Genomic DNA, 12,654 nt, shown 5'->3' with positions numbered 1-12,654 from the left:
GGCGCCGGCCCGGCGCGGACGCCCCGGACCCGGTGGGCACGGCGGCCCCGGACGGCGCGGCCGGTCGCCCAGCGGAGGGCGTCAGTCGCAGCTCGTAATCACCGGTGTCCGGGTTGAGTACCCACTGGTCTGCGGGGTCGATGTTCTCGTCCCGCCCACGGCCTTGCGCGTCCACGGTTGCCTGCGTCCTCCGTCGGGGCCCCGCGGCACCTCCCCCTCAAGGTGCGCGGTGTGTCTTACGTCAGTGCTTCGACCTGGCGGGCCGGCTGCACCGGAGCGCTCACACTAGCCGCCCTCTCGCCCATGGGCGACGATCGCGGCAATTCAAGCCGCACACAGCGGATATACCGGGGCATTTATCAGCAGCATCCCGGACTTCCGGCCGATTCCGCCGCCGCCGAGCCTCCCCGACGCACCCCTCCGCAGGCGCGCGGGAACCAGCCGCAGTCACTTTCAAGCCAGCTTCCAAACATAAGTGGCCACAAGGAAACCCCAAACTACCCATGAATTCTCCTATAGTTGCCGTGGCTTGATCAGGAACAATCAGCTCCAGTTGTGGTTCTTTCATCACCGTGGCCCGGAATACCCGGATCGCCCCTTTCCCGCACCGTCCGCCCCGAGGACTCCGATTGCGCCCTTCAATCCGGCCGACCGCACTCGCCCTGCTGATCTCGGCCGCCGTCACCGGTGCCCTGTCGCTGTGGGCGGTCGCAGCCGCTCCCGACTCGGTACGGACCCCGCTGTCCTGGGGGGCGGGCGCCGCCGCCGCGGTGGTCTGCGTGGCCGTCACCGTCGCCGCCCACACGCTCCGCACCGCCCGCGGCCTGCGGGCCCTGCGGGCCGCCGACTCCGCACGCTTCACCGCCGAGACCTCACGCCTCGTCTCCTCCTCGGCCGCCGAGGCCCAGCGCTTCACCGCGGAGACGGCCCGCATCCGGTCGGCCGCCGCCGCCGAGACCGCCCGCGTCACGGCCGAGGCCGAGGCCCGGATCGCACGGGTCACCGCCGATGCCGCCGACCAGCACACCCGGCTCACCGCCGAGGTCGCGCGTCTCACCGCACGCGTCCGGCGGAGCGAGACCGAGCGGTCCGCGGCGGTCGCCGCCTGCGCCAACGCCGCCGGCCGGATGCAGGCCCTGGCCACGAGCATGCTGGCCGACCTGCGGGAGATGGAACACCGGCACACCGCCGAGGACATCCTGGGCGACCTGCTGCACCTGGACCACCGCACCGCCCAGGCCGGCCGCCTCGCCGACTCCATCGCCGTACTGACGGGGGCGCGCTCCGGACGGCGCTGGGCCAAGCCGATCGTGATGGAGTCGATCCTGCGCGGCGCGATGGGCCGCATCAGCGGCTACCAGCGCATCCGCCTGCACTCCACCAGCGACGTGGCGATCGGCGGCCACGCCGCCGAGGGCGTGATGCACGCCCTCGCCGAGCTGCTCGACAACGCTGCCAACTTCTCGCCGCCCACGGCCGAGGTCCACGTGTACGTCGAGGAGGTGCCGGCGGGCCTCGTCGTCACCGTCGAGGACAGCGGCCTGGTGATGAGCGAGGTGCAGCTGCGCCGCGCCGAGCGTGCCGTCTCCGCCGGCAACCAGGACCTCACGGGCCTCTCCGGTACCCGTCTCGGCCTCGCCGTCGTCGGCCGGCTGGCCCGCAAGCACGGCCTGACCGTCTCCTTCCGGCCGTCGGCGCGCGGCGGTACCGGCGCGCTGATGATGCTCCCGCAGGACCTCATCTCCCGCGCCCCCGTCCCGGCGCCCACGCCCGCCCCGGCACCGGCCGCCGTCCCCGAGCCGGAGCCGGACCACGCGACGGCCGCGGCCCCGGAGGCCGGTTCCCCCGGGTCCGTGCCGGAGTCACCGGCCGAATCGACCGGTGCCGTCCCGCAGTTCGGCGAGAGCGGCCTGCCCAAGCGCCGCCGCGGCCGCACCCTGGCCGCCGCCGAATCCCGTACCGGCAACGCCACCCCCGGCCAAGCCGACTCGCCCCGGCCCCGTACCACCGACCCGAAGGTCCAGGCAGCGCGCTTCAGCACCTTCAGCCAGGCGGTACGAGCCAACTCCCCGCACCCGGAAGGCAACACCCGATGACCGCGACCACCGACGAGAAGCTCAACTGGCTGCTGGAGGGGCTGCTGGAACGCACGCCCGGCGCCCGGCACGCCCTGGTCCTCTCCCGGGACGGCCTGAAGCTGTGCCGCACCCCCGAGCTGTCCGTCGACCAGGCCGACCAGCTGGCCGCCATCTCCGCCGGGATCCAGAGCCTCTCGCACGGCGCGTCCATCGAGTTCGGTGACGGCACCGGGGGCGTCCGGTCCGCGATGGCCGAGTTCTACGGCGGTGTGCTGTTCATCGTGGAGGCGGGCGCGGGCGCGCACCTCGCGGTCGTGGCGGCGGAGGACTCCGACGTCGGCCTCGTCGGGCACAACATGAGCGAACTCGTGGAGCAGCTCGGCGAGTACCTCGTCGCCCCGCCCCGCTCCGCGCCCGGCGCCCGGACGGCGGCCCCGTCCGCGGAAACCGCGGACGTATGACGTCCGTACCGCGCCCCCGCCCCGGGCGCGACGACGATCCGGACCGGCTGTACACCCTCACGGGCGGCCGCAGCAGGTCCGACTCGGCCGCGTTCGACCTGGTGACGCTCGTCGTCGCCGAGTGCGATCCGAATCCCGGGATGCAGTCGGAGCACACCGCGATCCTGCGGATGTGCGCACGTCCCACCGCGGTCGTCGAGATCTCGGCCACCCTGAACCTGCCCGTCAGCATCGTCCGCATCATGCTCTGCGACCTGCTCGACACCGGCCGGATCAGCGCCCGCCACCCCCGTACTGCCCGTGTCGCGGACCGGCTCCCCGACACCGACACCCTGGAACAGGTGCTCGTTGGACTCCGCAACCTCTGACCGTGACGCTTTGCAGGCGACGGCCGACAACGGACTGAAGATCGTCGTCGTCGGCGGCTTCGGGGTCGGCAAGACCACCATGGTCCGTTCCGTGAGCGAGATACGTCCGCTCAACACGGAGGAGACGATGACCCGCGCGGGTGAGGCCGTCGACGACCTCGACGGCGTGCACTCCAAGACGTCCACCACGGTCGCCTTCGACTTCGGCCGGATCACCCTGGACGCGCGCTCGGTCCTCTACCTCTTCGGCGCCCCCGGCCAGGAACGCTTCTGGTTCCTGTGGGACCGCCTCTTCTCCGGCACCCTGGGCGCCGTCGTCCTCGTGGACACCCGGCGGCTGGCCGACTCCTGGTACGCCATCGACCGGCTGGAGCACCACGGCACGCCGTTCATCGTCGCGTGCAACGACTTCGGCGGCCCGCTCCACACCGAGCAGCAGATCCGCGAGGCGCTGGACCTCTCCCCCGACGTCCCGCTCGTCGAGTGCGACGCCCGGGACAGGTCCTCCAGCAAGTACGTGCTGATCACGCTCGTCGAGCACCTCCACGCACTCTCCCTCGCCCGCGCGGCGACCGCCGGCGCGGCCCTGGCGGGGAGTGCCGCCCCCGTAACGGCCGCACAGACCCCGGAGCCCACCCTGTGAGCGCATGCCCCGTACCCCACGGTTCCGTGCCCCTGGCCGGGCCCGGGTTCCAGACCGACCCCGCACGGGTGTACCGGGACATGCGCCGCGACCACGGCGCCGTGGCCCCGGTCGTGCTCGACGGTGACGTGCCGGCCTGGCTGATCCTCGGCTACCGCGAGCTCCACCAGGTCACCAACGACCCGGTCCTCTTCAGCCGCGACTCCGAGCTCTGGAACCAGTGGGACTCCATCCCCGGCGACTGGCCGCTGCTGCCCATGATCGGCCGCAAGCAGCCGTCGATCCTCTACACGGTCGGGGAGCGGCACACCGTCCGGGCGGCCATGATCAGCAACGCCCTGGAGGCCGTCGACCCGTTCGACCTGAAGCGGTACGCCGAGGAGTTCGCCGACGGCCTCATCGACCGGTTCTGCGCCGTGGGCCGCACCGACATCATCGCCGAGTACGCGATGCTGCTCCCCGCCCTCGTCCTCGCGAGGCTCTACGGCTTCGGCAACGAGGTGGGCGCGGCCCTGGTCGGCGCGCTGAACGACATGATCGACGGCCGCGAGCGCGCCCTGGAGGGGCAGCGGCACCTCGGCTCGGCCATGTTCCAGCTCCTGGCCGACAAGCACGCCGACCCCGGTGACGACGTCGCGACCCGGATGGTGCAGGACCCGGGCGGCTTCACCGACGAGGAGATCGTCCAGGACCTCATGGTGATGATGGCCGCCGGCCACCAGCCGACGGCCGACTGGATGGGCAACTCGCTGCGGCTGATGCTGACCGACGACCGTTTCGCGGCCTCGCTCTCGGGCGGCCGGCACAGTGTCGCCGAGGCCATGAACGAGGTGCTCTGGGAGGACACCCCCACCCAGAACGTGGCGGGCCGCTGGGCCTCCCGCGACACCCACCTCGGCGGACGCCACATCCGCGCCGGCGACCTCCTCCTCCTGGGCATCGCCGCCGCCAACGGCGACCCCCAGGTACGCACCGACGGCTCCACGCTGACCGGGGGCAACAACGCCTTCCTCTCCTTCGGCCACGGCGAGCACCGCTGCCCCTTCCCCGCCCAGGAGACCGCCGAGGTCGTCGCCCGCACGGGGATCGAGGTGCTCCTGGACCGGCTCCCGGACGTCGACCTCGCCGTCCCGGAGGAGCGGCTGACCCGCCGCCCGTCCCCGTGGCTGTCCGGTCTGACGGACCTGCCGGTGCGCTTCACTCCCACCCCCGCCCTTGGAGGCCAGTCATGACCCGGATCGTCCTCGATCCCCTCGTCGCCGACCTGGACGGCGAGAGCGCCGCGCTGCGCGCAGCCGGACCGCTGGCCGAGGTGGAGCTCCCCGGCGGGGTCCACTGCTACGCCGTCACCCGCCACGCCGAGGCGCGCCAGCTGCTCACCGACAGCCGGGTGGTCAAGGACATTAACGTGTGGACCGCCTGGCAGCGGGGCGACATACCGGCGGACTGGCCGTTGATCGGCCTCGCCAACCCCGGCCGCTCGATGCTCACCGTGGACGGCCCCGAGCACCGCAGGCTGCGCACCCTGGTCGCGCAGGCCCTCACGGTCAAGCGCGTGGAGCGGTTGCGGGCCGGCATCGAGGCCCTTACGAACGCGAGCCTGGACCGGCTGGCCGCCCTTCCCGAGGGGCGGACGGTGGACCTGAAGGCGGAGTTCGCCTATCCGCTGCCCATGAACGTCATCAGCGAGCTCATGGGCGTCGACGCGTCCGACCACCCCCGGCTCAAGGAGCTGTTCGAGAAGTTCTTCTCGACGCAGACCCCGCCGGAGGAGGTCCCGCAGATGATGGCCGACCTCGGCGCCCTCTTCACGAGGATCGTGGACGGCAAGCGGGCGAACCCGGGCGACGACCTCACCAGCGCCCTGATCGCGGCCTCCGAGGACGGCGACCACCTCACCGACGAGGAGATCGTCAACACGCTGCAACTGATCATCGCGGCCGGTCACGAGACGACGATCAGCCTGATCGTCAACGTCGTGGAGGCGCTCCAGACCCATCCCGAGCAGCGCGAGCGCGTGCTGAGCGGGGAGGTGCCGTGGGAGGACGTGATCGAGGAGACGCTGCGCTGGAACACCCCGACCTCGCACGTCCTGATCCGCTTCGCGACCGAGGACATCGAGGTGGGTGACAAGGTCCTGCCGAAGGGCGAGGCCCTCATCGTCTCCTTCGGCGCGCTCGGCCGGGACGAGGAGCAGTACGGGCCGACCGCCGGCGACTTCGACGTCACCCGCTCCCCGAACCGCCACATCGCCTTCGGTCACGGCCCGCACGTGTGCCCGGGTGCCGCCCTGTCCCGGCTGGAGGCGGGGGTGGCGCTGCCCGCGCTGTACGAGCGCTTCCCCGCGCTGGACCTCGCGGTCCCGGCGTCCGAGCTGCGCAACAAGCCCATCGTGACCCAGAACGACCTGTACGAGCTGCCGGTCGAACTGGGCTGACCGGCCTCTCGCACGGCTGTCCACGGGCCGGAGCGCGCGTCTCATCCGACGGACACGGTTCCCGGTCCGCGTCCGGGAGGGACTACGCTCCGGCTCGTGGCCGACATCCAGATTCCCGCTGACATCAAGCCCGCCGACGGACGCTTCGGCGCCGGACCCTCCAAGGTGCGGACGGAGGCGCTCGACGCGCTGGCCGCCACCGGCACCTCCCTTCTCGGCACGTCCCACCGCCAGGCCCCGGTCAAGAACCTGGTCGGCGAGGTACGGGACGGCGTGCGCAGCCTCTTCTCCCTCCCCGAGGGGTACGAGGTCGTCCTGGGCAACGGCGGCTCCACCGCCTTCTGGGACGTCGCGACGCACGGTCTGATCGAGTCGAAGTCCCAGCACCTCAACTTCGGTGAGTTCTCGTCCAAGTTCGCGAAGGCCGCCGAGCTCGCCCCGTGGCTGGCCGACCCGACCGTCATCGCCTCCGAGCCGGGGACCCACCCGGACCCGCGGGCCGAGGCGGGCGTCGACGTCTACGCGCTGACCCACAACGAGACCTCGACGGGCGTCGCGGCGCCCGTGCGGCGGGTCGCGGGCGCCGACGAGGGCGCCCTCGTCCTGGTGGACGCCACCTCCGGAGCGGGCGGGCTCCCGGTCGACATCACCGAGACCGACGTCTACTACTTCGCCCCGCAGAAGTCCTTCGCCTCCGACGGCGGCCTGTGGATCGGCGTGTTCTCCCCGGCGGCCCTGGAGCGCGCCGCGCGCGTGCACGCCTCCGGCCGGCACGTCCCGGAGTTCTTCTCGCTGCCCACGGCGATCGACAACTCCCTCAAGAACCAGACGTACAACACCCCGGCGCTGGCCACCCTCTTCCTGCTGAACGAGCAGCTGAAGTGGATGAACACCCAGGGCGGCCTGGACTTCACCACCGGCCGCACCGCGGCGTCCTCGCAGGCGCTGTACGGCTGGGCCGAGGAGTCCAAGTACGCCACCCCGTTCGTCACCGACCCGGCGAAGCGCTCGCAGGTCATCGGCACGATCGACTTCGAGGACGGCATCGACGCGGCCGCGGTCGCCAAGGTGCTCCGCGCCAACGGCATCGTGGACACGGAGCCGTACCGCAAGCTGGGCCGCAACCAGCTGCGGGTCGCGATGTTCCCGGCGATCGACCCGGCGGACGTCCAGGCGCTGACGGCCTGCGTCGACTACGTGATCGACAAGCTCTGACGGTCATCCGTCCGGCCGGCCCCGCGCACCCACGGTGTGCGGGGCCGGCCGCGTTCCGCCCGGCCGGGTGGCGTTCAGCGCCCGGCCCCCGCGCGCTCGCGCGTCACGACTGTCGGTGCCGGTTGCTACCTTCCCCGGCATGACGAAGACCGTGCCGTACACCGGCAGCGAGAAGGACGTCCTGCACGCGAGTCTCGACCGGCACCGGGACGTGGTCCTGTGGAAGCTGGCGGGCCTGGACGACGAGCAGGTGCGCAGGCCGATGACCCCGACGGGCACGAACCTGCTGGGCCTGGTCAAGCACCTGGCCGCCGTCGAGTACGGCTGGTTCTGTGCCACGTTCGGGCGCGAGACCGAGGACCTGTGGTTCGACCCGTACACGGACGACATGACGGTCGCCCCCGACGAGACGACCGAACAGATCCTCGCCCTCCACGCCCGCGCCCGCGCCGCCGCCGACCGGGCCATCGCGGAGACGGACCTGGACGCCACGGGCACGTCGTGGAACGGCACCACGGTGTCCATGCGCTGGGTGCTCGTCCACATGCTGGAGGACGTGCTGCGGCACGCCGGTCACATGGACATCCTCCGTGAGCTGATCGACGGGGCGACGGGCTCTCACCCCGCCTCCTGAGCACCCGCCAGGACCCGGCGCAGCAGCGCGGTGGTACTCCAGCGGGCCGGCGCCGGCGGCTGTCGCCGGCGCCTGTTCGATCAGGGCCGCCCGCTTCTCCTGTGGCGCGTCGTCCGGGCTCCCCCCGAAGTCCGCGGCGGTGTCGTTGCCGAAGTGGCCGATGTCCCAGGCCCCATGGGTGCCCCTCCTCAGCCGGTGGTCCCGTCCTCAGTGGTCCCGTCCTCAGCCGGTGGTCCCGTCCTCACCCCCGGCACCGGCAGCCGGCTTCTCGGCCAGCAGAAAGGCCTGCGGGGTCAGTTCGGGGAAGTCGCCGCCCTCCTCCTTCTCGCGGACCAGGCGGGCCTTCACGGTCAGGCCCGCCGCGGTCAGGAGCCCGGCCACCGGTTCCGGGTGCCGGCGGCGGAAGTGGAGGTCGATCCCGTGCCCGAACCCCTCCGTCCTGTGCCGCGCCCCCTCCCCCACCTGGAAACCCAGGAGGAGGTGGCCGCCCGGAGCCAGCACACGGAAGAACTCCTCGAACACGCCGGGGAGTTGTCCGTCGGGTACGTGGATGGTGGAGTACCAGGCCAGGACCCCGCCCAGTCCGCCGTCCGGGAGGTCCAGGGCGAGCATCGACCCCTCCTCGAACCGGAGGCCCGGATAGCTGCGCCGGGCCACGGCGAGCATGCCCGGGGACAGGTCGACGCCGAACACGTCGACGCCCAGCTCGCTCAGGTACGCCGTCACCCGTCCCGTTCCGCAGCCCACGTCGGCCAGTGGGCCGCCTTCCCCGCGTACGAGTTCGGCGAAGGCGGTCAGCAGGGCGCGGTCGAGCGGCTTGGCGGCGAGTTCGTCCCGGAAGGTGGCGTGGTACGCCTCGGCGAGGGCGTCGTAGGACGTCCGGGTGTTCCGCAGGAAGCCGGGTTCTGTTCGGGTCACGGCGGGCACTGTAGTGGGCCGCCACCCACCGCGGGGTCCCCGCCGGAGCGGGCGCGGGTCAGGGCGCGTCCCGCCGCCAGCGCACCTCGCCGTCCACACGCTCCCGCGTCGGCGCCAGCCCGGCCGCCCTCGCCACCGCGGCGGAGGCGGCGTGGGCGGGGTGGATGTGGGCGAGGACCGTACGGACGCCCGCCGTACCGAGGAGGTGGGTGACCAGGCCCCGCGCCGCCTCCTTCCCGTATCCCCTGCCCTGCCGGCCGGCTCCCACGACCCAGGCGGCCTCGGCCGTCCCACCCCGCACGGTGGCCTGGACGTAACCGGCCAGGCAGCCGTCGCCGCGCACCCGGAGCACCCAGTTCCACCACAGCTCGCCCGGGTCCGGTGAACCGGCGGCCTGGCGTTCGTATCGGGCGCGCAGGGTGTCCGTGTCCTCCGGGGCGCCTCCCGTGTACGTGTACAGGGCGGGGTCCGCCAGTACCCGCGCCATCTCGTCCGCGTGCACGGGGTCGAGCGGGCACGCGTCGAGGCGGGTGGTCGAGAAGGGGGCGGCCTGCATGGGTCCCGAGCGTACGGGGGCCGGGCGTACGGAGCCCGAGGTACGGGGCTGGGCGTGCGGAACCCGCATCGCCCGCGCCGACCCTTATGCACCGATTCGTGCACCATGGAACGTATGGAGACGATCAGCGCGCTGGAGCCCTTCGTGAAGCAGTACACCGTCCTGCTCAGCAGTCGCCGGCCCGACGGATCGGCTGCCCACACCCCTGTCAGCATCGCCGTCGAGGGCGATCACGCCTACGTCCGTACGTTCTCCTCGGCGTGGAAGGTGGACCGCATGCGCAACCACCCCGTGGTGGACATCTCACCGTGCACCGTGCGGGGCGCGCCGACGGGCCCGCCCGTGCGGGCCTGGGCGCGGCTCCTGCAGCCCGGATCGAAGGAGGACCTCCACGCGGCCCGGACGCTCTCCCGGAAGTACCCGGCCCTGCACGGCGTCGTCGTGCCCCTCACCCACCGGCTGAAGCGCGACCACACCCTGCACTACGAGCTCCGCCCCTGCTCCGAGAAGTGCTGAGACCCGGCCGGCGCGAGGAGCCCCGCACGCGCCCGGCCGCTACCCGCGCCGCCGCCTGAGGCCGAACACGGCGACGGCGACGACCGCCAGCAGCACCGCGCCCCCGGTCACGGTGACCTTCCGGGAGCCGTCACCACCGCCCCCGCCGTCACCGCCCGCCGCCGAGGACGGTGCGCCGCCCCGGTCGGAGGACGGCGAGCCGCCACTCGTCCCGCCCTCGACCTCCACGCGCACCACCTCGCTCCGCACCCCCTCGGAGCCGAACATCATCGCCGAACCGTCCGCCGTGTACGTCACGGACTCGGCCTGCGCCTGCAACGGCACGGTCACCCGGTGGTCGGCGCCGAGCCGTCCGTCGGCGAAGGCGTAACCGCGGGTGCTGAAGTACGAACGGAGCACCAGGCTCCTCCCGTCCGGGGAGAACGCCCCGTCCGTCACCCACGGCACCTCCCCCACGCGGCGGAAGACGTTGTCGCCACCCGCGGACAGCTTCGCGGGCCCCTCGTAGAGTCCCCCGCCCTCCTCGTTCTTGGAGGCGATGTAGACCCGCCCGGTCCTGGGGTGGACCATCATCGCCTCGGCGTTGCGCGGCCCGTCGGCGTACTTCACGTCGAACTGCACGGCCCGCACGGTGGCGTCCGCGAGCTTCGCGGGCTCGGGGAAGCGGTAGATCCACACGTGGTCCCAGGAGCCGTCGAGGTTGTCGCCGATGTCGCCGACGTACAGGTTGCCGTCCGGTCCCAGGGATATCGCCTCCACGTCCCGCGGCTCGCCGACCCCGCGCATCGTGATCGTCGCGACGGTCCTCCCGGTCCGGGAGTCGACCGCGTAGACGTACGGCCCGTCCTCGCTGTCGTTGTGCGTCCAGTAGACGCCCGGGTGGAGGCGGCTGGCGGCCAGGCCGCTGGACTCGGTGATCCGGGGGTCCTCGATCGTGAACGTCCGGTCGGCCCCGTCCCCGCCGGCCGCCGCGGCGGGTGCCGCCGCGAGGAACAGGAGGGCGGCGGCGGGGGCGGCGAGCAGCGGTCTCATGCGACAAGTGTCCACTGTCACGTATCAGGGCGGAGCAGTGATCGGCCATGATGTCGCCATGCGTTTTCTCTTCGTCGGCGACTCCATGACCATCGGGCGTGCCGGCGACTTCACGTGGCGCTACCGCATGTGGCAGCACCTCGAAGCGGCCGTGGGCGCCGGCCGCTACACGATCACCGGGCCCCGCACCGGGCTGTACGACGCCGAGGCGGACGCCCCGGTCTCCCACGCCTACGGCGACCCGGCCTTCCCCGCTCCCGCGCGGCGGCACCTGGCCGGCTGGGGCGAGGGCTGGCTGCACATGGCGCCCGTCATCGCCGACGCGGTCGCGGACGCCCGCGCCGACGTCCTGCTCGTCTCACTGGGCCTCATAGACCTCGGTTTCTACACGGACAGCGAGCAGACGGCCCGCAACGCCCGGGCCTTCATCATGGCGGCCCGCACCGCGAACCCGCGCGTGAGGATGGTGCTCGCCCCCGTCATACCGAACATCCGGGCCGAGTCCGACGCTCTCTTCGCCGCCGAGTGCGAGCGCTTCAACCTGCTCCTGGCCGAGGCGGTCGCCGACCTCACGGGCCCCGGCTCCCCCCTCGTGCTCGCCGCGCCCCCGGCCGGCTACGACATCCACACGGACACCTACGACGGCACCCACCCGGGCCCCACCGGCGAACACCGGCTGGCCGCGGCCTTCGCGGACGCCATGCACCGGGCCTGGGCCGTGGGCGGCCCCTACGCGGGAGCCCTGGCGGCCGCCTGAGCGCCGCGGCGGTGCCTTCCCGGGGCCCGTCGCCGCCCGTCGCCGCGGCGGGGAGCCGCGACCGCACAGGTTCCGGCCGGCGGTCCTGCCCGTGGCCCGCATCGATCAGGTGTTCGCCCGGTCCGCGAGGGTCACCCGCATCCGGTCGCTGCCCGCCACCGGGAGCGACCACCTGCCCGTCGCCGCCCGGATCGTCCTGTGATCCCGGCGCGGCACCCGGCGCGCCCGGGAGTCCCGGCGGACGCGGAGGGTGCACCCGGTAACGGCCGATCGTTACCATGGGAAACATGACGCCCGGACCCTCCGCCACCGCGGACACCAACCGCGACCGCATCCTCGCCGCCGCGATCCGGCTCCTCGGCGAGGGCGGACGCGAGGCGGTGTCGACCCGGGCGGTGAGCGCGGCGGCCGGTGTCCAGGCCCCGACCCTCTACCGGCTCTTCGGGGACAAGCAGGGCCTGCTCGACGCGGTCGCGGCCCACGGCTTCGCCACCTACCTGAACAGCAAGACCGCCCTGGCACCCAGCGCCGACCCGGTGGAGGACCTCCGCGCCGGCTGGGACCTGCACGTCGGCTTCGGGCTCGCCAACCCGGCCCTGTACTCGCTGATGTACGGGGACCCCCGCCCCGGCGCCTCGTCGCCCGCGGCCCGCGCCGCCATCGAGGTCCTCGCCGGGCACGTGCGCCGCATCGCCGAGGCCGGCCGGCTCCGGGTGGACGAGCAGCGGGCCGCACACCTGGTCCACGCCTCCGGGGGCGGCACGACGCTGGCCCTGCTCGCCATGCCGGAGGACCGGCGCGACCTCGGCCTGTCCGTCCTGGCCCGCGAGGCCGTCATCACGGCGATCACGACGGACACCCCGGCCGTGTCCGAGCCCGGCCCCGCCGGGGCCGCCGTCGCCCTGCGCGCGGCGCTCCCGCAGACCTCCGCCCTGACGGACAACGAACGCGCCCTCCTCGCGGAATGGCTCGACCGCATCGCCGCCCGGGCCAGGTGAGACCACCTGCGCGCCGCCGCGCGCCCGCGGGCGCGCAGCGA

Annotated in this window: 14 protein-coding genes and 2 pseudogenes; 12 read left to right on the top strand and 4 right to left on the bottom strand. The window is 73.1% G+C overall.

The window, feature by feature from the left end:
- The first annotated feature begins 629 nt into the window (after nt 1–629).
- The 8 genes from ABZ371_RS19600 (at nt 630) to ABZ371_RS19565 (ending at nt 7,836) form a co-directional block, all read left to right on the top strand.
- A complete protein-coding gene (locus ABZ371_RS19600) occupies nt 630–2,096 on the top strand; it encodes an ATP-binding protein (protein ID WP_358681048.1) in 1,467 nt (488 codons plus the stop codon).
- Entirely contained in the window at nt 2,093–2,539 is a 447-nt protein-coding gene (locus ABZ371_RS19595; protein WP_358681045.1) for a roadblock/LC7 domain-containing protein, read from the top strand. Before ABZ371_RS19600 ends, ABZ371_RS19595 begins: the two co-directional genes overlap by 4 nt.
- Nucleotides 2,536–2,907, top strand: coding sequence for a DUF742 domain-containing protein (locus ABZ371_RS19590; protein WP_358681043.1), 372 nt, complete (start codon nt 2,536–2,538; stop codon nt 2,905–2,907). The genes ABZ371_RS19595 and ABZ371_RS19590 overlap by 4 nt, the downstream gene beginning before the upstream one ends.
- Nucleotides 2,888–3,550 (top strand): ATP/GTP-binding protein, encoded by a 663-nt coding sequence (locus tag ABZ371_RS19585; RefSeq protein ID WP_358681041.1) that lies wholly within the window; start codon nt 2,888–2,890, stop codon nt 3,548–3,550. Before ABZ371_RS19590 ends, ABZ371_RS19585 begins: the two co-directional genes overlap by 20 nt.
- Nucleotides 3,547–4,782, top strand: coding sequence for a cytochrome P450 (locus ABZ371_RS19580; RefSeq protein ID WP_358681038.1), 1,236 nt, complete (start codon nt 3,547–3,549; stop codon nt 4,780–4,782). Before ABZ371_RS19585 ends, ABZ371_RS19580 begins: the two co-directional genes overlap by 4 nt.
- Nucleotides 4,779–5,987: a cytochrome P450 gene (locus ABZ371_RS19575; protein WP_358681035.1), complete on the top strand. Its 1,209-nt coding sequence runs from the start codon at nt 4,779–4,781 to the stop codon at nt 5,985–5,987. The genes ABZ371_RS19580 and ABZ371_RS19575 overlap by 4 nt, the downstream gene beginning before the upstream one ends.
- 96 nt (nt 5,988–6,083) lie before the next feature.
- The gene (gene serC, locus ABZ371_RS19570; protein ID WP_358681032.1) at nt 6,084–7,202 is read left to right on the top strand and encodes a phosphoserine transaminase; all 1,119 of its coding nucleotides are present in this window, start codon (nt 6,084–6,086) and stop codon (nt 7,200–7,202) included.
- Nucleotides 7,203–7,341: 139 nt separating this feature from the next.
- The gene (locus ABZ371_RS19565) at nt 7,342–7,836 is read left to right on the top strand and encodes a DinB family protein (RefSeq protein WP_358681029.1); all 495 of its coding nucleotides are present in this window, start codon (nt 7,342–7,344) and stop codon (nt 7,834–7,836) included.
- A gap of 54 nt (nt 7,837–7,890) precedes the next feature.
- Here ABZ371_RS19565 and ABZ371_RS19560 read toward each other — a convergent pair.
- From ABZ371_RS19560 to ABZ371_RS19550, 3 genes and pseudogenes are all read right to left on the bottom strand, one after another.
- Nucleotides 7,891–8,028, bottom strand: a pseudogene (locus tag ABZ371_RS19560) (DUF4259 domain-containing protein); the annotation flags it as partial.
- A gap of 30 nt (nt 8,029–8,058) precedes the next feature.
- Complete coding sequence (locus ABZ371_RS19555) at nt 8,059–8,763, bottom strand: class I SAM-dependent methyltransferase (protein ID WP_358681026.1); 705 nt, start codon at nt 8,761–8,763, stop codon at nt 8,059–8,061.
- Between the two features lie 49 nt (nt 8,764–8,812).
- Nucleotides 8,813–9,310, bottom strand: a complete 498-nt coding sequence (locus ABZ371_RS19550) for a GNAT family N-acetyltransferase (protein WP_358681024.1) — start codon at nt 9,308–9,310, stop codon at nt 8,813–8,815.
- Between the two features lie 114 nt (nt 9,311–9,424).
- Here ABZ371_RS19550 and ABZ371_RS19545 point away from each other — a divergent pair, with 114 nt between their 5' ends.
- A complete protein-coding gene (locus tag ABZ371_RS19545) occupies nt 9,425–9,826 on the top strand; it encodes a PPOX class F420-dependent oxidoreductase (protein ID WP_358681022.1) in 402 nt (133 codons plus the stop codon).
- A 39-nt stretch (nt 9,827–9,865) separates the two neighbouring features.
- Here ABZ371_RS19545 and ABZ371_RS19540 read toward each other — a convergent pair whose 3' ends face one another.
- Nucleotides 9,866–10,858, bottom strand: coding sequence for a WD40 repeat domain-containing protein (locus tag ABZ371_RS19540; RefSeq protein WP_358681020.1), 993 nt, complete (start codon nt 10,856–10,858; stop codon nt 9,866–9,868).
- A 58-nt stretch (nt 10,859–10,916) separates the two neighbouring features.
- Between ABZ371_RS19540 and ABZ371_RS19535 the strand changes: the two genes are divergently transcribed.
- From ABZ371_RS19535 to ABZ371_RS19525, 3 genes and pseudogenes are all read left to right on the top strand, one after another.
- Nucleotides 10,917–11,615, top strand: coding sequence for a GDSL-type esterase/lipase family protein (locus tag ABZ371_RS19535; protein ID WP_358681018.1), 699 nt, complete (start codon nt 10,917–10,919; stop codon nt 11,613–11,615).
- 76 nt (nt 11,616–11,691) lie between these two features.
- Nucleotides 11,692–11,817 (top strand): annotated as a pseudogene (locus ABZ371_RS19530) (endonuclease/exonuclease/phosphatase family protein); the annotation flags it as partial.
- Between the two features lie 85 nt (nt 11,818–11,902).
- Nucleotides 11,903–12,613, top strand: a complete 711-nt coding sequence (locus ABZ371_RS19525) for a TetR/AcrR family transcriptional regulator (RefSeq protein ID WP_358681016.1) — start codon at nt 11,903–11,905, stop codon at nt 12,611–12,613.
- Nucleotides 12,614–12,654 lie beyond the last annotated feature (41 nt).

It is taken from the genome of Streptomyces sp. NPDC005899, assembly GCF_040629645.1.
Taxonomy (GTDB): Bacteria; Actinomycetota; Actinomycetes; order Streptomycetales; family Streptomycetaceae; genus Streptomyces.
Note: the sequence above shows the minus strand (reverse complement) of the source record. Positions and strands in the feature narration are given on the sequence as shown.